At 53.4% G+C, this 19892-nt stretch carries 22 protein-coding genes; 13 read left to right on the top strand and 9 right to left on the bottom strand.

Features of this window, described 5'->3' with window-relative positions; genetic code table 11:
- Nucleotides 1-37: 37 nt before the first annotated feature.
- Both prf1 and CVV30_00430 read right to left on the bottom strand, forming a co-directional pair.
- Nucleotides 38-1309, bottom strand: coding sequence for a peptide chain release factor 1 (prf1, locus tag CVV30_00435; GenBank protein PKL69876.1), 1272 nt, complete (start codon nt 1307-1309; stop codon nt 38-40).
- 442 nt (nt 1310-1751) lie between these two features.
- A complete protein-coding gene (locus CVV30_00430; GenBank protein ID PKL69875.1) occupies nt 1752-2177 on the bottom strand; it encodes a universal stress protein in 426 nt (141 codons plus the stop codon).
- 352 nt (nt 2178-2529) lie between these two features.
- On the opposite strand from CVV30_00430, the gene CVV30_00425 reads away from it, so the two are divergent.
- Together CVV30_00425 and CVV30_00420 are read left to right on the top strand one after the other, a co-directional pair.
- On the top strand, nt 2530-3966 hold the full coding sequence (locus CVV30_00425; GenBank protein PKL69874.1) for a sodium-independent anion transporter: 1437 nt from the start codon (nt 2530-2532) through the stop codon (nt 3964-3966).
- A 580-nt stretch (nt 3967-4546) separates the two neighbouring features.
- The gene (locus CVV30_00420) at nt 4547-5884 is read left to right on the top strand and encodes a ribonuclease J (protein ID PKL70914.1); all 1338 of its coding nucleotides are present in this window, start codon (nt 4547-4549) and stop codon (nt 5882-5884) included.
- 571 nt (nt 5885-6455) lie between these two features.
- On the opposite strand, the gene CVV30_00415 is transcribed toward CVV30_00420, so the two are convergent.
- Nucleotides 6456-6641 (bottom strand): hypothetical protein, encoded by a 186-nt coding sequence (locus CVV30_00415; GenBank protein ID PKL69873.1) that lies wholly within the window; start codon nt 6639-6641, stop codon nt 6456-6458.
- 135 nt (nt 6642-6776) lie between these two features.
- Between CVV30_00415 and CVV30_00410 the strand changes: the two genes are divergently transcribed.
- The 9 genes from CVV30_00410 to CVV30_00370 all read left to right on the top strand — a co-directional run bounded on the left by CVV30_00410 (nt 6777) and on the right by CVV30_00370 (nt 12921).
- Nucleotides 6777-7031, top strand: a complete 255-nt coding sequence (locus CVV30_00410; protein ID PKL69872.1) for a hypothetical protein — start codon at nt 6777-6779, stop codon at nt 7029-7031.
- 341 nt (nt 7032-7372) lie between these two features.
- Nucleotides 7373-7837 (top strand): hypothetical protein, encoded by a 465-nt coding sequence (locus CVV30_00405; GenBank protein PKL69871.1) that lies wholly within the window; start codon nt 7373-7375, stop codon nt 7835-7837.
- The gene (locus CVV30_00400) at nt 7834-8199 is read left to right on the top strand and encodes a hypothetical protein (GenBank protein ID PKL69870.1); all 366 of its coding nucleotides are present in this window, start codon (nt 7834-7836) and stop codon (nt 8197-8199) included. The genes CVV30_00405 and CVV30_00400 overlap by 4 nt, the downstream gene beginning before the upstream one ends.
- 105 nt (nt 8200-8304) lie before the next feature.
- Nucleotides 8305-8892, top strand: a complete 588-nt coding sequence (locus CVV30_00395; GenBank protein PKL69869.1) for a hypothetical protein — start codon at nt 8305-8307, stop codon at nt 8890-8892.
- Between the two features lie 697 nt (nt 8893-9589).
- Nucleotides 9590-10093, top strand: coding sequence for a hypothetical protein (locus tag CVV30_00390; protein ID PKL69868.1), 504 nt, complete (start codon nt 9590-9592; stop codon nt 10091-10093).
- Between the two features lie 242 nt (nt 10094-10335).
- Nucleotides 10336-10833 (top strand): hypothetical protein, encoded by a 498-nt coding sequence (locus CVV30_00385; protein PKL69867.1) that lies wholly within the window; start codon nt 10336-10338, stop codon nt 10831-10833.
- Nucleotides 10826-11383: a hypothetical protein gene (locus tag CVV30_00380; GenBank protein PKL69866.1), complete on the top strand. Its 558-nt coding sequence runs from the start codon at nt 10826-10828 to the stop codon at nt 11381-11383. Before CVV30_00385 ends, CVV30_00380 begins: the two co-directional genes overlap by 8 nt.
- A gap of 117 nt (nt 11384-11500) precedes the next feature.
- Nucleotides 11501-12616: a hypothetical protein gene (locus CVV30_00375; protein PKL69865.1), complete on the top strand. Its 1116-nt coding sequence runs from the start codon at nt 11501-11503 to the stop codon at nt 12614-12616.
- A gap of 14 nt (nt 12617-12630) precedes the next feature.
- Nucleotides 12631-12921: a hypothetical protein gene (locus CVV30_00370; GenBank protein PKL69864.1), complete on the top strand. Its 291-nt coding sequence runs from the start codon at nt 12631-12633 to the stop codon at nt 12919-12921.
- Nucleotide 12922: 1 nt separating this feature from the next.
- On the opposite strand, the gene CVV30_00365 is transcribed toward CVV30_00370, so the two are convergent.
- From CVV30_00365 to CVV30_00340, 6 genes are all read right to left on the bottom strand, one after another.
- Nucleotides 12923-13303 carry a hypothetical protein gene (locus tag CVV30_00365; GenBank protein ID PKL69863.1) on the bottom strand — a complete coding sequence of 127 codons (381 nt, stop codon included), beginning with the start codon at nt 13301-13303 and terminating at the stop codon, nt 12923-12925.
- 521 nt (nt 13304-13824) lie between these two features.
- A complete protein-coding gene (locus CVV30_00360) occupies nt 13825-14466 on the bottom strand; it encodes an SAM-dependent methyltransferase (GenBank protein PKL70913.1) in 642 nt (213 codons plus the stop codon).
- A 31-nt stretch (nt 14467-14497) separates the two neighbouring features.
- Nucleotides 14498-15589, bottom strand: a complete 1092-nt coding sequence (locus CVV30_00355; GenBank protein PKL69862.1) for an iron ABC transporter substrate-binding protein — start codon at nt 15587-15589, stop codon at nt 14498-14500.
- 217 nt (nt 15590-15806) lie between these two features.
- Complete coding sequence (locus tag CVV30_00350; GenBank protein ID PKL69861.1) at nt 15807-16664, bottom strand: iron ABC transporter ATP-binding protein; 858 nt, start codon at nt 16662-16664, stop codon at nt 15807-15809.
- The gene (locus tag CVV30_00345) at nt 16655-17758 is read right to left on the bottom strand and encodes an ABC transporter permease (GenBank protein PKL69860.1); all 1104 of its coding nucleotides are present in this window, start codon (nt 17756-17758) and stop codon (nt 16655-16657) included. Before CVV30_00345 ends, CVV30_00350 begins: the two co-directional genes overlap by 10 nt.
- 118 nt (nt 17759-17876) lie before the next feature.
- Nucleotides 17877-18269: a hypothetical protein gene (locus tag CVV30_00340; protein ID PKL69859.1), complete on the bottom strand. Its 393-nt coding sequence runs from the start codon at nt 18267-18269 to the stop codon at nt 17877-17879.
- Nucleotides 18270-18430: 161 nt separating this feature from the next.
- Between CVV30_00340 and CVV30_00335 the strand changes: the two genes are divergently transcribed.
- Nucleotides 18431-19318 carry a methyltransferase type 12 gene (locus CVV30_00335; protein PKL69858.1) on the top strand — a complete coding sequence of 296 codons (888 nt, stop codon included), beginning with the start codon at nt 18431-18433 and terminating at the stop codon, nt 19316-19318.
- 11 nt (nt 19319-19329) lie between these two features.
- Complete coding sequence (locus tag CVV30_00330; protein ID PKL69857.1) at nt 19330-19890, top strand: formylmethanofuran dehydrogenase; 561 nt, start codon at nt 19330-19332, stop codon at nt 19888-19890.
- The last annotated feature ends 2 nt before the right edge of the window (nt 19891-19892 follow it).

Raw genomic sequence — 19892 nt, 5'->3', positions numbered from 1 at the left:
GACGAATACGGGAGAGATAGTAGATGCTGAACATATGTCAGTATCCCGTCCTGTAACGGAGGATAGCCGCAATTCCGCCGAATGCGTTAAAGAGAATTGAGCCCTCCTCAAAGTCATCTGAAATGAGTTCTACTTTCGAACTGCTCTGGTCGGCAAATTTTGTCAATTCGTCGACGATATCGATCTCCTCTTCAAGCACGAGCGGTGCCGTGCATTTCGGACAGTTCCCGGACGCGATGTCGGCAACGGTCTTTCCGGCTTCGATATTTACCGTTTTTTCCATGGTATAATCACAGCTCTGGCACTTGATCTTCAGCCGGGATTTGCGGAGGGTTGCTGAGAGGAGGAGCAGATCAACAGCCCCGATCTCAAGGTTGTGCCGGATACTATCTTCCCCATATGCGGCAACCCCGTTGTCCTTGACCAGTTCTTTTAAGAACCGGTCCATGAGGGCTTTCTCCTTGATGACAGTCATTCCCTTGAGGGCATCCTTCGCCGCATCAACAAGTTCAGAGAGCCCGTCCTCATTGGTGTACGCAACATCGAAAAGCCCGATGATCCGTTTCTGGACCTCATGGTGGAGGTAATCCCCTTTTTCGAACTCCTCTTTTGTCGGGCTCGGCCCTCCAATCAGGACACCTTTGAACCGCTCGAAATAATCTTTTTCGGCAATGAAGATTGCGCTTGCGTGTTCACCGATTTTCTTATAGAACTCGTCAATAGCAATCTCCCGCAGCCGCCCGAACCGGGCCGCCGACTGGCCGCCCTTTCTCATTTTCCCCGGTACTGTTGAGTGCGTTCCACCGATCGGTTCGATCCGGTTGCCGCGTAAAAATCCCCAGTATGCCTCCCGCTTGTCGAGAACGAGCAGGCCGTACACGTACTTTTCCTCAAGCATCTGCCTGAGGGGTTCGAGCTCGAAGTTCGAGCTGCACCGGTACATGTAGAGATTGAGAGGCTCCGGGGGTTCGAAGATCGTACACTGGAGATCGGTGCGGTCCCCAAAGGTTTTAACGGTACCACAGAAGACTGCAAGGCCCTTTTCCGGCGGGCGCTTGTAATATTTGAGACGCGAGAGGATGGAAGAGATGGCACTCTGAACGTTGACCTTTGTCTGCTTGCTCTTGATATTGGCGCACTGCCCGAACTCATCCTTGAGCTGGTTGGTCACATCAAAGATCTGCTTGTCGGGCGGGATGTAGAGGGTAATTAATTCTGTACCATCCCCCTGCAGGGACTGGAGATTCTCCAGGACTTTTTTGAACTCATACCGCTTCCGGGCGTCGTTCATCGTTGCTTCTTCTGCCATTGTTGGATTCAAACCTTCCTTCGTAAATTCATCTTCATCGCTGTTTTCAACCCTGCAATACATTCTCAAGCAAAAATCGTTGGATGTTGAAAATCAATACATCCTGATCATACTGATGACGATCGGGGAGAATTTTCCGGAATGGTTTTGTTGCAGACATTTGATAGGGGAGTGTCTGGAACTGAAAAAGCCCCGGCTGCCATCAGGACGTTGCCGGTTTATGAGAAAAGACCTGAACTAACAGGGAAGAGAAGAGGTAGTACCGGTATAATTTTTCTTAGCGGGTATAGATAATATCTGATAGTTCATAGATTACTGTTTTCCTCATTATTATAAAACATTTCCGAACTTATCCCCGTGGTTCAACATCGGAACGTATGATGATAAACGGGTCTTGATTTTACCGGGAGGTCATTCATCCGGGTGAACCTGCTGGTTCCTCTCACTTCACAATCAAGACCGGGCACGGAGCAAGGTGAGCGATCTTCTGGCTGACGCTGCCGATCAGTACTCCTTTGAGCGTACCTAACCCCCGGCTCCCGATCACCACCAGATCGATCTGCTCTTTTGCGACATGGGCAAGGATCTCCTGCGCCGGATCGCCGATGGCCACTTTCAGCGTATAGGTAATGCCTGCTGCGTCACACCTGGCGAGGGTTCCGCTGAGGCTTTTATGCGATTCCTCTACGAGCAGCGAGTGAACATCGAATTTCGCCTGCACCATGCGGGACTCAGACGGAGGTGAGGTTACGATATGGGCGATGGTGATGGACGGGAGAGAGAGTCCCTGTGCAAGACTGATCGCCGCGTCGGCTGCACGGTTGGCGTTCTCGGATCCATCGGTTGCAAGTAAAATTTTCTTAAACATCATAATCCTTCACTACTCTTTACCCAATAGCACAATTAATTGTCTGCTCCTTGTTTAGATACATCATTAAAATAACCTGCTCATTTGGTTTACGAATTCAATGAGACTACTGTCCGGTACGGGATGGTGAATGACCGTCACTTATCCCCCTAAAAGACAACTCATGCCGGTCGAACCTGCACCCGGTATGAATTCGTGAACCGCCGGTTCTGGCCTGATGCGGCCGGAGAACCTGCCGAACGTTAATAAGGTCGTACGTTCATAATATAGAAAAAATTCTGCGAATTTTGTTAGCAGCATACATTTTTTTATCATTAAAAAATACTATCACGCAGAAACTTTGAGGTTTTTTGTGAATCTGCACGCACTCAAACAAGAATGGCTATCCAATATCCGGGGAGACTCCCTTGCGGGCATGACCGTAGCCCTGGCCCTGATCCCCGAAGCGATTGCGTTTTCGATCATCGCTGGTGTCAGCCCCATGGTCGGACTGTACGCATCCATCTGCATTGCTGTCATAATTGCGTTTGTTGGCGGCAGGCCGGGCATGATCTCTGCGGCCACCGGGTCGATGGCGCTCATCATGATCGTGCTCGTGCGGGATTACGGGCTTGAGTACCTGCTCGCCGCGACTATTCTCACCGGGATTCTCCAACTCATTTTAGGGTGGCTGAAGGTCGGGCGGTTCATCACGTTCGTTCCCTATCCGGTTGTGCTCGGGTTCGTCAACGCCCTTGCTATCCTGATCTTCCTTGCCCAGCTGCCGTTCTTCATCGGTGCCTCATGGATGATGTACGCAATGGTCGCCGGCACGCTGGCCATTGTCTATATCCTTCCCCGGTTCACCAAAGCCATCCCCTCGTCCCTTGCCGCCATTGTCGTCATGACGGCGATTGCCATCGGTACCGGTATTTCGGTGCTGACGGTCGGGGATATCGGCACCATCACCCGTTCCCTGCCATTATTCCACCTGCCTGTTGTGCCGATCTCGGTCGAGACCCTGTTGATCATCCTGCCGTATTCCGTTACGCTGGTGATTGTCGGGCTGCTCGAATCGCTCCTGACCGCTTCGATTGTCGATGAGATGACCGATACGAAGAGCGACCGGAACCGCGAGGTTAAGGGACAGGGGTACGCCAACACCATCACCGGGTTCTTCGGGGGTATGGCCGGGTGCGCCATGATCGGCCAGTCGGTCATTAATATCAAGTCCGGGGCAACCGGACGACTCTCATCGCTGGTAGCCGGCCTGTTTCTCCTGTTCCTCATCATTGCGCTTGGTGACGTGCTGGCCCGGATCCCGATGGCAGCACTCGTGGGCGTCATGATCATGGTCGCCCTCAGCACCTTTGACTGGAAATCGGTCCGCGAACTGCCAAAAGTCCCGGTCAGCGATGCGGCAATCATGGTCATAACGATCGCCATCGTTGTGTTCACCCACGATCTGGCAAAAGGTGTTATTGCGGGCGTCGTTCTCGCAGCCCTGGTCTTCGGGTGGCGGATCTCGGCCATCCATGCAACGAGCACGGTCCGGAGCGACGGGGTCAAGATCTATACGGTAAAAGGGCAGGTCTTCTTCGGGACCATGGAGGCGTTCATCGATCTGTTCGATTATGCCAATGATCCGGAGCGGGTGGAGATCGACTTAACACACTCGCACATCTGGGACCAGTCAGCAGTAGCAGCGATTGCAAAAGTGGTGGACAAGTACCAGCAGCGGGGAAAATCGGTGTACGTAACCGGGCTGAATGCCGAGAGCCAGGAAACGCTCGATAAAGGATTTTCTTAAAAGCGGGCTGATGAGGGACCAGACCGGGTTCCAGTGAAGGGATTTCCAAGGGAACCCGGCGGTTTTTTTTGAATAATATATGTTTTGGTGCACGGGGTTGACACGAGAAAAAGGATTTACCGGCACAATACCTGCCAGAAACCATAGGTTGATGAGCTTGCCCCGCAATGTAGTTTAGACACAATTCCGGGTATTATCTCATAACCCGGAATGGCCTGTGCGGGAATGAAGTGCAGGAATCATGCGGACGATGGTAACAATACCATCGAAGAAACTGCATCGGGAGAAGACACCGATGCCAGTGCAGGATCCCGATGATCCACGCTCTCGTGGTGACGGCCCCTGAGGCCCTTTACCGGAACGGGTAAGTATCCGTACGGTTCGTTAAGGGAATTTCGCCGATATGTTAAAAGCGGGCTCAAGAACGGATAGGTATCCCGGTTTACTCCGGGGATATGGCCGATAATTGATCCGGCTGATTCGCATGGAATCGCACGATACATGTGATGTCATAAAAAAACCGGGAAACAATTCCCGCAGATTATACAACCAGACAAAAATTCAGGAGATACAACACAGAATGGAAATAGAAATTATAGCCGTGGGCGGATACGACGAAGTCGGGCGGAACATGACCGCTGTCCGCTGCGGAAAGGAAATTGTCATTTTTGACATGGGGCTCCGCCTCGACCAGCTGATGATCCACGAGGACGTGGAAGTTGACGAGATGCATTCCCTTGACCTGATCAAGATCAAGGCGATCCCGGACGATACCGTGCTGCAAAAGGTCGAAGGCACCGTGAAGGCGATTGTCTGTTCACACGGGCACCTGGACCATATCGGGGCCATCCCGAAGCTTGCACACCGGTACAATGCGCCCATCATTGCAACTCCCTATGCAACGGAATTAATCCGCCAGCAGATTGCAGGTGAAAAGAAATTTGATGCGAAGAACAAGCTCTTCGCACTCCCGGCCGGGCAGCGGTATACAATTTCCCCGCACCTCATTCTGGAATTTGTGCGCACGCAGCACTCGATCATCGATACCGTAACACCGGTGCTTCACACCCCTCACGGTGCGATCGTCTATGCCTGTGACTTCAAGTTCGACCGGACGCCAATATTAGGCCATCCCCCGGATTTTGCCCGCTTCCGGCAGCTCGGGAAGGAAGGGGTGCTTGCCCTCATCGTGGAAAGCACCTACATCCATCGCCCGGGCCGGTGCCCCAGCGAGCGGATCGCCCGGGATCTTGTACGGGAGGTCATTACCAGTTTCGAAGATGACAAGAATGCGATCATCGTATCGACGTTCTCGTCACATATCTCCCGGGTGAAATCCATTGCGGAATGTGCCCATGAGATCGGCCGTAAGCCGGTCTTTCTCGGGCGCTCAATGGAGAAATATTCCGTTACCGCAGAACAGATGAAACTGGTCTCATTCCCGGAGACGGCAAGTGTGTACGGGAACCGGAGGACCGTTGATCGGATGATGCGGCGAATGATGAAAGAGGGAAAGGAGCAGTTCCTGCCGATTGTCACTGGTCACCAGGGCGAGCCCGGATCGATCCTGACCCGGCTTGCGGCGGGTGATACCCCGTATCAATTGGCCAAGGGGGACAAGGTACTCTTCTCGGCAAATGTCATCCCGAACCCGATGAATGTAGGGAACCGGTACGTTATCGAGCAGCAACTTAAAATGGCCGGTGCACGGATTTTTACTGACCTGCACGTGAGCGGCCACGCGTACCGGGAAGACCACTACGAGTTTCTCGATATGCTCAAGCCCCAGCACATCATCCCTGCTCATGCCGACATGAAGATGACGGCAGGCTACGCCGACTTTGCCAGCGATCTCGGGTATACGCTGGATAACGATGTCCACCTGATGAGGAACGGGCAGCGGCTCAGGATAAAATAAGGAATTGTGTGATTGGATCCTGGACCTTATTTTATTTTATTTTTCGGGTATGATCCCCGAGATCCGGTACTCTGCAATCGCGTCCTTCATGTCGTCACAGAGCCACACCATCCAGTCAAGGAACCAGAGTTTCCCGCAATAGGCAAGCACCATGCCAAAACACTATCGGCAGGGGATCAAATACGAACACTCCCCATAGAACAAACAACATCCCGATACCGGATATCGCAGAGAGAATATTTGGTGCTGTCCGGGAGTGAACCGGTCCTTTTTGTCAAGCACCTCACCGTTACATCTTATGTTCAGATCGAAAATAAGCCCTATACGGGTTCATTTTCTTGCTCCTATCTCCGGGCCACTACCGGAAAAGCCCGGATTATCCCCTTTTTTAGTACCTGTGGAAGATAGGCCCGATTATTGTCCCGAATGCGCGAATACGGGCGGAAACGCCATCGCCCACTGCCTGCCACGGGCCTTTAAACCGAGGCTTTTTCGCCACCTAATTTACCCAATCCGGGCTCCAGAAACCCTGCTGAAATGCCAATAAGAGAATCATTTTTCTGACATGGGTTTAAAAATGGATATACCGGGAAAATAAGAAACGAAAACATTCCCTGGTCATACCCGGAAGAATCTCCCTATTTTTTGAGAAGTGGGCTGATTGCGTGCCATGCGGCAGGTGCCCCGTTTTTTTGTATTTTTTCCCGGAAATCTTCCGGAAAAGTCCGCGTTTCTTACCATGATAGCAGCGGTTCAATAATAGTACTTCCGGGTTATACGAATCCGGCCCCAATTAAAGCCCCGATTCCAGCATACAAGCCAGAATAACTACGAAAATTCCCGCAGCCACCAACTAGTATATATTCGATTATACCAACGGTGTATTATTGCAATGCTCGCAAAATTTCTCCAGTGGATCATGACGAAGAAACCCCGGCCCGGGTACGTGAAGGCACGTGCACGATGCGTGGCAGGATTCTTAGTGACCATGATGGTCGTTGTCACTTCACTGATGGGGATGCTACGGGTTGTGCAAAACAGGAAATGGGACCGTAACTCCGGCTGCAGTACGGGAAATTTCGGGCCTGCACTGGCCGGTCACAACTACGTTTCTTTTGGTATACATCGGCAGGCGCCGGTCTTTTAAATAAATTCGAGCGCACTTTCACGACAGCACCCCAACAGGGAACCTGCTGTTGCGGGAGTCCGGGGAAATACCTACTCCACGAGCCCGGGCTCTGCCTGCCAGGGAAAAAGACCGGCGTTAAATCGGAACATGAGAGCAACCAGGTGAAAGGTTCGCGCTTCTACGGGGCAATACGGGGGAATACCAAAACAAAGATCGGTGAACATTATGCAGAACGTTTCTCCAGGAATGGAGAATGAAGGAACAGGCCGGGACGTGACAGGATACAACCACGTCACCGTACCAGGAATCGTCAACGTTGAACAGAAGATATCCTCACTTAAGGATCTCTCAGGTACCGGATGCAATGGGTCGGTCGGGACCGGGCAGACCAGATACCCGCAAGCAAACAGGGGTGCCACATCATGACCAGCCGCCGCTGCACGGTGCTGGAACAGGGAGCCTGCGAACAGCTCAGGCTGAACGGGTATGAGGTCCGCATCGTCCCCAACGGGCAGGGGGACAAGCGGCTGCCCCCGGCCTATCTCGTTGCCGGCAGGAAATCCGGCGAGATGCGCTATATCCGGATCTATAAGTTGTCGCACCGTCCGGCCACGATCGATACGGTGGAACAATACTTTACCCGGGCCGTCCTGCGGTATCGCACCGAGATGGCTCGACGCCCGGATTCCCCGATCCGGTACGAGATCTGGCTCTACAGGGTAAACCACGGGTATCACTGTTTTGCAATCCTGCCGGACCGGATCCAGGAAATTCCCCCGGAAGGAAAATTACCCGTGCGTCTTCTTGTGGAGGAAGCACCATGAAGAATACAACAAGGCTCTCACCCATCGAGCGTGCGGCAACATCGCTGCTGGAAGAGAAGGGATTTTCAGTCGTGCCGATGCTGCCCTGCTTTCCCACTCACCATAAGCCGGCCCATCTCATGGCTCTGCGGATTACCACCGAGCTGCTCTACCTCAAGCTCAAACAGACAACCCGGCCCCTCCCAGGCATCCCCGCAACCGAAGAATTCTGCCACAAGGATGCAGAGATCCTCCGGAAGCTCTTTCCTCTCCGGACCGCGACTGCTGCTCCCCACCGGGAGATCTGGATCCAGAACAGTACCGGACGCTTCACCTGTCTCGAAGTACTGGACGATGGCCTCATGGAGGTCTCCCATGTCTGAATGCTGGAACCGGCACGGACAGATGCGCAAACCGCGTAAGAAATTCCTCCCGGTCGCTTCAAAGGGAATCTGGATCGAGCACAAGGGAAAGTGCAAGGTGAACCTATGCAGCTGACAGCGGCAATGCAGAGGAGTGATCCTGTTCACGGACTCGTTTTGTCAATTGCTCAGCCGGTCCTTTCGTCACCCTCCGTCCGGGAGATCACGACCGCTAAGAAGCTCCCGGTAAAAGCCGGCCGTATCAACGCTCCCCCGGCCGCATCCATACAGGATTCGATCCCGGTCTCTCCCGTGACTCTACCCGTACTACCGGATTCACCACCCGCGTACGGACCAGCCCCCACGATAAAAAGGCCGGTCGCACCCCCGAAAATCATCCGCCCCGGTTCCGCAAAGATCTCCCGGAGACTTTCCAAGAACTCCCCCTTCGTTGAACAGGATATCCCCCTCTATCTCGTACCGGCCATCATTGCCCGGGCCATCTGGCAGCGGGGAGAACTGATGTTCCGGATTTCCGTAATCCGGACGAAACAGCATTACTACACGATCCGCCTTAGGACTGCACGACCGGGAACCGGGGCAGGAAACAAATCCTGCGGAAAAAGCCGGAGTGGGACGAGGGCACCGAAAAATCCGGGAAAAAACTCAACCCCACAGCCCTTATCGAAACCGGCAGAGATGCCGGGTCCCTGACCGGGCTCATTCTTTTTCAACTGTACAGGAAGCTCCTGGCAACACTTTCCTTTTTTCGGCACCGGAGAAATCTTTTTTTTCCTGCGATTCGGTTATTTTCTTCCGCAATTATGAGCATGACCCCCTCTCTCCCCCAGAGGGGGAAGCATCCCAAGGGGAGCACCCCCTTGACCCCCGTTTCGCAAGTCCAACCTCCTGAGGGCAATCGCTACATCGGGGGATGCCCGTGCGGCGGGGGAGGAGGCACCAGGTGCCGCAGCCCCCAAGAGCGCCCTGAAAGAAAACCAATGAGTTTTCCCGATTCTTTTCTCAAATAATCACGGGTAATCATCAGCAAGATTTGCAATTCCTCCCCGATAGTATTGGTCTATCGGTGGGATCTCTGGACCGGAAACAAAGGGGTATATAAAACAAAATCCGGCAATTCACGCAAACCATGCATAACGCAGGAATTTGAGAACATAGAGCCCCGGGCAACCGGTTCCCATAGTTACATTTTGGCAAACGACAACGGGCGGCCAACCAGGCCCGGTTCGCGCAGTCCTCCACAGAACAAGTCCTTTTTTCTGAAAAAATGCGGGATTCAGTCACGCCGATACCCGATTAAAACCTATACTGGTATGTCAAAGGGCCCCGCGACAAAACGGGAGATTTCAGAACCTCCCGACAGAGCACAACAAAAACAGAGGAAACCAACATGGCAGATTTCGTACAGAGCACCGTAACCAAGAGTGCGGTTCGCAACCTTGCAGAACCGATAGCAGACGTAGCGACCTTCAACTCGATTGTCCAGTCGGTCATCACCGACAACCCGTTTGCATGTGTAGCCTACATGACCGCCGGGGAAACCCACGACCCGGTAGAAAAGACCCGCGAAGGGTACACCGTGAAGATCGTGTACCAGGACGCTGAAGCAAACACGGTCGGCACCCTGTCGGACCGGTTCATCACCATTGCCGGATTCAATGCCGGAGCAGCAGCAATCCTCGCCAACACGGCCCTTGCTACATCCCACGGGGGCACCCCGTACCGCGATACCGACAACGAACTCTACAGTGCAACGGTCCGGTGCCACGACCCGAACGGTGAGATCTACCAGGTCAACTTCTCCCGGCAGAAGATCAGCATCACCTCGTACTCGGACGATGGCATCCGGACAAAGGTCGAGACCTGGGCAGACACTGTCCCGGCACTTGCCTGATCAGAGTCAGACGAACCGGCCCGGAGGGGAGGAGACCCCCGGTCCCTCATTTTTTCCGGTCCGCTCGTCTTTTTGTCGGAGGGCCATTATGGAAACCGAAATACTGGCGATTATCCTGGGAGCCGTGCTCCCGATCTATCCCCTGCTGTTTGCCATCTACCAGAAGATCGGCAAATATGACGAAGTCGTCGAGGAGTTCAGAAAACTCCGGAACGAGTACGAACACCACAAGGAGGACTATCATGGAATCTGATAACGCGATACCTGATACGAGAATGCAGCCGGTCGCAACCGTGGTCGGGTTGTACCGGGGCACCCTCAGCGGCCTCGAACCGCTCACCCGGGATACCCCGCTCACGGTCGACGAAGTCCGGCGCAACCCGATCTTCTACGAGCTGGACTTAAACCCGGACCTGGAGGATGTAGATCTCATCATCGATCTGTGCTACGACAACCTGACACCGATGTGGCTGCAGGACCTGGAACGCGGAACGGATCTTCCGCGTGGTATCCGCTTCTGGCCACACTGGTTCGAGATCCCGGACTTCCGAGAGATGCGTGACTTTGACGGCCGGAGGGTCTATCCCCGGTCGCCGGGCACTCACACGGTCCGGATCTGTACCGCACGGCGGAAGATCGGGCAGCGGGGAAGGATCCGGGACTTCAGCCCGGCAAACCACGGGTACACGAGCCCCGTCTTCGAGATCACGATCGTGCCGGGAGGCGGGAAGGATGTTTGAGAACGAGATGCAGACCCGGGCCGCGATTTGCGGTGCCGGCATCCTGCTGGGGGCCGTCATGGTCCTGGCCCACCTCCCCCTTCTCCTCCTCATTGTGCCGATCGCGATCCTCTTCCTCGGGCTCGTTGCGGACCCGGAGGAGTCGCACGCTGCCTGGTACGGAATGCTGCACACGCTCGGCATCTTCGACCTGTCTGCGCTGACGGAGGCGGAGCAATCGAACTACGCGGAGAAGCGGCATTACTTCTGGTTCGGCGAGGTCGGGATGGCAGCGCTGCTGGCGGGAATATTTGCGCTTCCACTGGGAATCTTCCTGGCGGGCCGGGCGGAGATCACGCTCGCGTTCACCGGGGCTGCGGTCCTATTTTTGCCGCTGTTTGTGTTCCTGCCGAAGCTGATCCAGCGGGCGATGAAGGCGGATGTTGATGTGGTGATTGAGGCGTTCGGGAAGAATGAGCAGGTCCGGAAGGTGTTCTGGACGTTGTTCGTGGCGATGGCGGGGGTGGTGCTGGCGCAGGTGGTGGGGATGATTGCGGGGGTCAGGGGATGAAATGATCGGTTCTATTTTTTTTACATAGATTGTTCTGAAATCAAAATTGATAATACGAAAAAACAAATCGGGTGATTTTCAATACTTTAATATGCTTAAAAAGGTTAGCGTTACACTATGACGTATGAGAACCGGGTCACCCTCTACAACAAAATCGAAGAAGTACGCGGGCGGCCGCTCATCACCTACATCACAAGCTCCCGGGTGAATGCAGCGGGAATTATGGCCGCCGACGTCATCCCGGAATTCTGCAAACAGATCAATAAAATCCCCAAAGAAAAAACAGATGTCGATCTCTTACTTGTCAGCAACGGGGGTGATCCCGTGGTATCTTGGCGGATTATCAGCTTGCTCCGGGAACGATTTAAAAAAGTCGGCGTCTTACTCCCGTACCAGGCATACAGCGCTGCAACACTTGTCGCTCTCGGAGCTGACGATATCGTAATGCACCCATTTTCAAACCTTGGTCCCGTGGACCCGCAACTTTCCGGCCAGAGAAACGTACCGGGAAAACCTGGAGTGCAGGAACAGATCAATTTCGGAGCCGAGGACCTGTCGCATTTCATAGATTTTGTTTGCAATGACGTAGGGATTTCAGACCAGGAACAAAAAGAGCGGGCATTCGAGCTGGTTTGCAAGGAAGTCGGGGCTATCCCTATCGGAATAGCGAAAAGGAGCTCTAACCTTGCATCGTCACTCGGCCAGAAATTACTGAGCCTGCATATGAGCGATCAAAACAAGGTTAAGGCAATCTCCGATTCGCTCAACAAATCCTTCTACCATCACGGGTATCCCGTGGGAAGAAGCGAGGCAAAAAACATTGGACTCAATATCATTGAGGCCCCAGATAACCTTGAAGAAGTCATCTGGCACGTTTGGGAGGATATGCAGCACGATATGAAATGCGATGCTCCATTCAATCCTCTGGAAATTCTAATGACCGACCCGGTCATAGGCCCACAGATCTGTGCCATTCCTAGTATTGACATGCCGGGAAATCTTCCCCCGGAAATGGCCAACCAGGTATTCCAACAAATCATGCAACAGCATGTAAAAGTCACCAAGGTTAACCCGATTGAATATGAACTGTATCAGGCAGCAGTTGAGAGCAGCCGGATTAGAAGTGAATTCAAGACAAAACTTAAAATATCTGCAATGAGGATGCCAGATATGAACATTAATATCAATGTAGCACCTATTTCAAGTAGCTGGAAAACCATCAATCAAGCATAAAGGAGGGTTATAAAATGCAGTACTCGAGATTTGATACCACCGATAACGAACAGGAGATGTTAAAGTCGGTAGGTCCTTACCGGCAGCAGGTATCAGGGAGTTTAATCTGTGAAGCGCCAGCTCTTCCCCATTTCACATGGGGAAAATCCACCCTTGTTGGCGTGAGCGAAATTTATTCCGTCCCAAAGCAATGCGTGATGAACCCTGATACTATTGGGGGGGCACTCTCGCCCGTTGAGTTACATGCTCTCGATGAATCAATGAGCAGGTACAGTCTGGCTCTTGACATACTGAGCCGGCACTAATTCACAAAATTATTTTTTTTCTTATCCATTGTTCGACTTCTTCGAGCGAACTTTCATACTGTCCCACTTTTTCAACAAACATGGCTATTTCCTCGTTGGAACAGTTTATCTGATATGCCATTGGATCTAATTTCAAAATAAGAAGTGCCGTTAGTAGAGCGGTCCGTTTATTACCCTGAAAAAATGGGTGTTCCGTAGTAATTTTGAACAAAAACCACGCAGCTTTACGAACAGTATCGGTTTTCCGTTTTCCCCCATTGACAATAAAGTCAAGAGTACCGTGATCCCGGATCACTCCCTCAAATCCAAAATCTTCAGGGCTGGTGCTCTTCCTGATAGCTCTGACCTGAATTTCGATAAGCTTTTCAACGGTGATATCCATTTCGCGATCTCGTTATCAATTTATACCCGGCACAATGTTCTGAATTTACTATTACACCGTGAGTATCTTAAACGTCCCCGTTTTGCCTATCACCAAGAATACTTCCCAGGATCATAGGTCATTCATATCGCCTAACTCAAGTCTTTCACGGAAAAAGGTCTATGCACTGAGGGCAAATAAGCCCAATAAGGGCTCCGTTTCCCATTTCCACCCACTCTACTCTTATCAAAAACCCCGCAAAAAGCTCCTTTCCAACCCTTGCAAAAAATAAGTCATATAATCACCCCGATTGCCAAAATACGAGCGGAAACACCCTCGCCCGGTGGCTGCCAATGGCCCGGAAATCGAGGCAAAAACCAGCCCCCAAGTTTACCCCATCCAGCCCCCGGAAACCCTGCCAGAATGCAGATATGGTCAAAAATTTTTCCGGCGTGCCGGTTTTTCCTCGATAATGAAGTACAAGAAGAGAGAATTCTTAAAAAGGTGAATTTTTTTGAATGAGAAAAATTGCCGGATTCCTTTTATCCCCCTTTCCTGAAGCAGACCCAGTATCCCGATTCATCCTCGATGAGATCGTACTCGCAGATCCCGGCAGCCGCAAGCGCTGACCGGACAATATGAGGATTGCAGTTCGCATACCAGCCCCGTCGTTTCTCTTCCCACGCCGGGTCCCGTTCACGCATCCGGCTGATAATCTCTTCGCGGAGGCGTGTGTTGCCAAACCCGCCCCCGATATATGCCATCCCCCCGGGCCTGAGCACCCGCCGGCATTCAGAAAATCCCCGGGTCAGGTTCTCCCAGAAGAAAAACGATCCCCGGCTTACTACCAGTTCCATAGAGGCATCGCCAAACGGGATGGCATTCACATCGCCAAAGACCGGCCTGACGCGCCGCTCCAGCCGGTACTTGGCCACATTGGCCCCGGCAATCCGGCACATCGGCTGGGCATTGTCCAGGGCAAAAACCGTGAGGTCGGAAAGAGTTGCAAGCGCGATGGCAAGATGCCCCGGCCCGCTGCCCACATCAAGACACGAGCCGGTATCGATGTCCGCCCGTTTCAGGATCTGGTGGGCGATGACCGGGTAGATGGGGAAAAAAATGTTCTGGGCGATCTCGTTGAACTCCGCAGCGGTCTTTTCCGTATAGTCCCGGTTTTTTATCATGCAGGTTTCCATAGATTCACCCGTTTTTTGGTTACCGGAGCGAGGGATCCAGCAGGCTGTTCACTTCGCTGTCCGAGAGATCGTAGTGATAGAACTTGGCATAGAACTCTTTTGTGAGAGCCGGCAGGTTCATATCACTGAATTTTTCCGGGTACAGGACTTTTGCAATCCACGGGATACCGATGATCCGGTTGACACCGGGCGGGCGGTCGAACCAGGTGAATGGTGACTGCGGGACAAGATAGATACGGTGGTTTTTCACCGCAGGAATAGGTCCCCAGAGAGTGTCGTTGTAAATTGAGTTATAGAACCCCGGGTCGCCCACGATAATCACATCGGGGTTCCACTTCGTCACCTGTTCCATGGAGACCGGCGTCATGCCCATGCCGGGCATAATCTGGCAGTCAGCAACATTGACCCCTCCGGCCAGTTCGATCAGTTCCGAGTGCATGGAGCCGGACGGATCCGTCTGGAGTCCCTTGGGGCCTTCAGCATAATAGACCCGAATCCGCTCACTCACCGGGATATCAGAAACCCGGGACGTAACTTGTGTTAAAACCCGGTTATAGAATTCTGACAACGAGGCTGCCTGCTCGTCAGCGCCGAGCAGCGTGCCGAGGAAACGGATCGATTCATCGTACCGCGTGGCATTCCGGGCATCCAGTACGCCGACATTGGGGATGGTGCCGAACTTCTGCTGGCGTTCTTCCAGGGTGGCCTTGAAATTGCCCACGCCCACATCACCATCAAGGATAACATCGGGATTCATGGCAATGAATGTCTCAAAATTCCCGGTCTGCTTCCCGAACCAGCCCCCGACATTGGGCAGGGCACGGTATTTTCCCGGCATATAGACATTCCCGTTTTGTTTGTTGGGCTCAAAGTTGACACCGATGAGTTTGTCCGGTGCGAGAACGTACACCGCGATCGTTGTCGGCGGTGCGGTACTGAGCACCCGGTTGATTGCCGGGGGCACCTCAAGGGTCCTTCCCGTCATGTCCGTGATGACATGCGTGGTTTTCAGAGTCTGGGATGCGGGCAAAGTGCAGCCGGCATAGAGAACAGCCATGCAGAGCAGTACGAGACTGAATGCTGTAATCAGGTTCAGGTTTTTCTTGTTCATGGGTCACCTGCAGTATCGCTCGCTGACGAACCGGGATGGCTCTCACGGTGCTTGCACCGGGCTGCCGGTCCGGCATTGAATGTAACCAAGCGTTGCAGTATTCGGTTCTGCCTGCCCTAAAATAAACATTTTCATTTAATTTTTAAAAAAGTAAATAATTTATTGTTAACAAGTCGAAGCAAGCGGGTTTCGGACCCCGGATGTGTACAGCGATACATCAGCGCATGGCCGGCAACGGTATGCCGGATTTGATCAGGCATTCCGGCTTCAGCACATCCCTGCACCGGCACTGCCCGGACTTGTGGGGGATGCAGACATGGCGTGCAACATCGTAACTGTACGTGATCGAGACATCCACGCCATATGTCTGCTTCAGGTTCTCTTCGGTTATGACCTCTTCGGCCAGCCCGTAGGCCATGAACGAACCGTGCTGCATGATCGCCACATTATTGGATGAAAGAAACGCGTGGTCCGGGAAATGCGAGCTCATGATCACCGACAGGCCCTCACGGGCCAGCCGGTCGATGATCTCCAGTACCCGTATCTGGTTGCCGAAATCAAGATGCGAGGTCGGTTCGTCCAGTAAAAGAACCTCCGGCTCCTGCGCCAGTGCCCGGGCAATCATGGCGAGCTGGTACTCCCCGCCGCTGATCTGGTTTACCGGCTTATCAGCGAGCCGTGAGATGCCGGCAAGATCCATCGCCGCATCGACCTTGTTATGGTCATCCTTGTTCGGCGATGAGAATAACGCGAGGTGAGGTGCCCTCCCCATTAAAACAAACTCGCGGACCGTAAAGGGAAACACGATCTCATGGGCCTGGGGCACATAACCGATAATTCTTGCAACATCGGTGTGACTTAGTGACCGGATGTCCTTGTCATGCAGCCGGATCGAACCGGCACAGAGCGGGTTTAAATTTGCAAGACAGCGGATCAACGTGGATTTTCCGATACCGTTCGGGCCCAGGATGCAGAGCACTTCCTGCTCAGCAAGAGAGAATGAGATATCCGAAAAGATCATCCGCTGGGAATTGTAGCAAAAGCCGGCCTGCCGCACGTCAAGGATCATATCCATCCCACCGACCTCCTGCTGAGCAGGTACGCAAAGAACGGCGCCCCGATGATGGCCGTCAGGATCCCGAGCGGGATCTCGGCACTCGTAAGCATCCGGGCGAGATCATCGATGATGAGCATGTAGCAGGCCCCCAGGAGCAGGCAGACCGGCAGGAGTTTTGTATAATCCGGGCCAACCAGCATACGCCCGAGATGCGGCACCACGAGACCGACCCAGCCGATGATCCCGGCGATACAGACCGCCGAAGCGGTGATCAGGGTCGAACAGAGAATGATCACCTGCGCCATTCGTTTCGTGTCAATGCCCAGCGCCCGGGCCTCATCATCGCCAACAGCCAGAAGATTGATCCGCCAGCGGATGAGGAGCAGGATAGTTGTTGCAACAACAAAAAGCGGGACCACCATCACGATATCCGAGTACCGGACCGATGAAAGGCTGCCCATCAGCCAGAACGTGATGGCCGGGAGTTTCTCGTAAGGGTCCGCCACGTACTTGGTGAGCGAGATGAGGGCGGTGAAAAAGGCAGCAACGATGATACCGGACAGGACGAGGATCAGGGTCGGGGTCGTGCGGTAAAACCGGCTGAGCAGGTAGGTGATGGTAACTGCGAGGATCCCAAAACCGAAAGCCGACAGTTGGATCATGAGAAGATTCCACGATAAAAGGATGGCAAGCGCTGCCCCAAACCCGGCGCCCGATGCGACACCAAGGATATCCGGTGAGACCAGCGGGTTTTTGAAAAGTCCCTGGTATGCCGCGCCGGCCATGGAGAGCCCGGCACCGACAATCACGGCCGCGATGACCCGGGGCAGCCGGATCTGGTAGATGATGCTCTCTTCTGTTGCCGTCCAGCCCGGTTCGATATGGATGATCTCTACCGGAAACTGGTTAACAACCGGGGATGCGAGCAGCTGGAGCACATGCAGCGGGGCAACGTCATACCGACCGATGAAGAGCGAGACGAAAAAGAGCACCGGCAGGAGACCGTAGATCAGTAGGGTACCCACAACCGGTATGGCGATCAGCCCGCGGAAGCGTGTGGCGGTTCCCGAGATGCAGGTGATCGCGCCGGGTATCCCTGCTTTCGTTGTCATTCAAATCTCCTCATCCCGGTATGCTGGGAAGTGTATCCCGATTGCAGGGAGGGAAAAAATAAAACGCAGTCAGGCATTTGCCCGGACCACGCCGTTTCCTTTCCAATACCGGTCGCTATTACGTGATTGCGCATTCTTCAGGAGGATAACGGACTGCGTTCTTTTTCTTGGTCAGCCAGACCAGTTCACCGTCTGCAAATGCAAACGCATTCATCGGCAGTATCCTGATGGGGGATGGGATACCGGAGGTATCGGTTGCCTGGGGAGTGAGAAGGTATTTTTTTGTCCGGGATCCCTGGCCATGGGTAAGCGCATCAAGGGCGCTGACTGATTCCTGCCGGGGCACAGGATCAAAGGAGACCGCGATGAATGCAATTTCTTCTCCACCCCATTTACCCCGGGAAACCCGGTAAAAACGCCCGGCAGACCGGGATCCGCTTACTGGTTCGACCTTCCATCCATTATACCCGGAAAATAACCAGCGAATGTCCCTCTCTGCGAAAAGTTCCATCACGTCTCTTGCTGAGCCCATAAGTATCACCATCCGGTACGTTCTTGGATTATTTCAAGTTATGTAAATTTGTTTAATTTAAAAACAAATAAACATAAATTAATTAACAAAAGGAACAATTGAGGTACTACCCGGAAGAGACAAGGATCGTGATCAAATCAATGACTACAGCAATCCCCGTATCATGGCGGGAACAATGGAGACAGCTCAAGCTGGCGCATTGTGCTATCCCGAACTATGGCACTTCAAAAGAGTTCTGGAGCAGTAAAAAAAATGTCCAGACCGTGTATATGAAAGGAAAAGAGAAACACCAGCACCAGACGGACGCCCGGCTGGCGGCCATGGCGGTTCCGGCAGGATCCCGGGTACTGGACATCGGTGCAGGGCCCGGAACATATGCAGTACCGCTGGCAGTGAAGGGATGCCACGTTACCGTTGTGGAGCCGTCACCGGTCATGCGGGAAGTGCTGGAGGACCGGATACGGGAAGAAAATATTTCCGGTATCACCATCGTTCCCCAGCGGTGGGAGGATGTTATGCCGGACGATCTCGGGGAGCCATATGATGTCGTCCTCGCTTCATACTCCCTCACGATGATGGATATCGCCGATGCCGTGGCAAAGATGCGGGACTGTTGCCGGGGAACGGTTCACCTCTTCTGGTTCCTGACCCCGCCCCCGTGGGTGAAGGTGAACCGGGACCTCTGGCCCCTCCTTCATGGGGGAGAATTTCCCGGAGAACCCATGGCCGACTGGCTCTGGCAGGTGCTCATCGAGATGGGAATTTACGCAAACCTTGCCGTGGAGTCTAAATTCCCGCCGTCCACATTCGCGAACGTGGAGGATGCCACCCGGGATTTTCTCGGCCGGCTGAACTGCACGACTCCTGCACAGGAAGAGATTGTGAAGAATTATTTTCATGCCGTGCTCCGGCACAATGGAACGGAATATGTGCTCGGCGATGAGACCCTTGGGGCTCATATCTGGTGGAAGGTGACCCCCGGGACCGGGGCTGGTACCATGTACGAAAGAAAAACAAGGGAACAATAACGGGTGAGAAAATGAGCGACTACGACATATTATTCAAAAAGGCACGGGAATTCCACGGGCACGTCTGTCCGGGAATTGTTCTCGGGACGCGGCTGACCATTGCCGGGCTCCGGGAACTGGGCATGAATCCTCATGAACCGAACAAGGACCTTATCGTTTTCATGGAGATCGACCGGTGTGGCACCGATGCGGTCCAGGCAATTACCGGCTGCTCGCTGGGTCATCGCAGCCTTAAGTTCCGGGATTACGGGAAATTCGCGGCAACGTTTGTGGACATCGGGACAGGAAATGCCGTGCGGGTGGCAGTGAACGAAAAGAACCGCTCAAAGCACGACCAGCTGGAGCGCAGTGAAGTCCTCCGGGTTCTTGCAGAAATTCCGGAAGAGGAGATCCTCACCATCAGGCCGGTCATCGTGCAGCTCAGGAAAGAAGATGTCCCGGGAATCCCGAGCTACAAAACAACCTGCACGCGGTGCGGGGAGCAGATCATGGATCACCGGGAAGTGGTGGTTGACGGGAAAGAAGTGTGCCGGAGCTGTGCAGAGGGATCGTATTATCAGATTGCTCCGTAAAA

Source organism: Methanomicrobiales archaeon HGW-Methanomicrobiales-1 (assembly GCA_002839675.1).
Taxonomy (GTDB): Archaea; Halobacteriota; Methanomicrobia; order Methanomicrobiales; family Methanospirillaceae; genus Methanoregula.
The sequence above is the reverse complement of the archived record's forward strand: the minus strand, read 5'-3'. Positions and strand labels throughout refer to the sequence as shown.

What these genes read in the sequence shown, in the direction of transcription:
- CVV30_00365 (PKL69863.1), bottom strand. Translation starts at nt 13,303, where the DNA reads ATGGATATCACCGTTGAAAAGCTTATCGAAATTCAGGTCAGAGCTATC.
- CVV30_00375 (PKL69865.1), top strand. Translation starts at nt 11,501, where the DNA reads ATGACGTATGAGAACCGGGTCACCCTCTACAACAAAATCGAAGAAGTA.
- CVV30_00395 (PKL69869.1), top strand. Translation starts at nt 8,305, where the DNA reads ATGCAGCTGACAGCGGCAATGCAGAGGAGTGATCCTGTTCACGGACTC.
- CVV30_00370 (PKL69864.1), top strand. Translation starts at nt 12,631, where the DNA reads ATGCAGTACTCGAGATTTGATACCACCGATAACGAACAGGAGATGTTA.
- CVV30_00385 (PKL69867.1), top strand. Translation starts at nt 10,336, where the DNA reads ATGGAATCTGATAACGCGATACCTGATACGAGAATGCAGCCGGTCGCA.
- CVV30_00360 (PKL70913.1), bottom strand. Translation starts at nt 14,466, where the DNA reads ATGATAAAAAACCGGGACTATACGGAAAAGACCGCTGCGGAGTTCAAC.
- CVV30_00400 (PKL69870.1), top strand. Translation starts at nt 7,834, where the DNA reads ATGAAGAATACAACAAGGCTCTCACCCATCGAGCGTGCGGCAACATCG.
- CVV30_00330 (PKL69857.1), top strand. Translation starts at nt 19,330, where the DNA reads ATGAGCGACTACGACATATTATTCAAAAAGGCACGGGAATTCCACGGG.
- prf1 (PKL69876.1), bottom strand. Translation starts at nt 1,309, where the DNA reads ATGGCAGAAGAAGCAACGATGAACGACGCCCGGAAGCGGTATGAGTTC.
- CVV30_00420 (PKL70914.1), top strand. Translation starts at nt 4,547, where the DNA reads ATGGAAATAGAAATTATAGCCGTGGGCGGATACGACGAAGTCGGGCGG.
- CVV30_00405 (PKL69871.1), top strand. Translation starts at nt 7,373, where the DNA reads ATGCAATGGGTCGGTCGGGACCGGGCAGACCAGATACCCGCAAGCAAA.
- CVV30_00380 (PKL69866.1), top strand. Translation starts at nt 10,826, where the DNA reads ATGTTTGAGAACGAGATGCAGACCCGGGCCGCGATTTGCGGTGCCGGC.
- CVV30_00345 (PKL69860.1), bottom strand. Translation starts at nt 17,758, where the DNA reads ATGACAACGAAAGCAGGGATACCCGGCGCGATCACCTGCATCTCGGGA.
- CVV30_00390 (PKL69868.1), top strand. Translation starts at nt 9,590, where the DNA reads ATGGCAGATTTCGTACAGAGCACCGTAACCAAGAGTGCGGTTCGCAAC.
- CVV30_00410 (PKL69872.1), top strand. Translation starts at nt 6,777, where the DNA reads ATGCTCGCAAAATTTCTCCAGTGGATCATGACGAAGAAACCCCGGCCC.
- CVV30_00350 (PKL69861.1), bottom strand. Translation starts at nt 16,664, where the DNA reads ATGGATATGATCCTTGACGTGCGGCAGGCCGGCTTTTGCTACAATTCC.
- CVV30_00340 (PKL69859.1), bottom strand. Translation starts at nt 18,269, where the DNA reads ATGGAACTTTTCGCAGAGAGGGACATTCGCTGGTTATTTTCCGGGTAT.
- CVV30_00335 (PKL69858.1), top strand. Translation starts at nt 18,431, where the DNA reads ATGACTACAGCAATCCCCGTATCATGGCGGGAACAATGGAGACAGCTC.
- CVV30_00430 (PKL69875.1), bottom strand. Translation starts at nt 2,177, where the DNA reads ATGTTTAAGAAAATTTTACTTGCAACCGATGGATCCGAGAACGCCAAC.
- CVV30_00355 (PKL69862.1), bottom strand. Translation starts at nt 15,589, where the DNA reads ATGAACAAGAAAAACCTGAACCTGATTACAGCATTCAGTCTCGTACTG.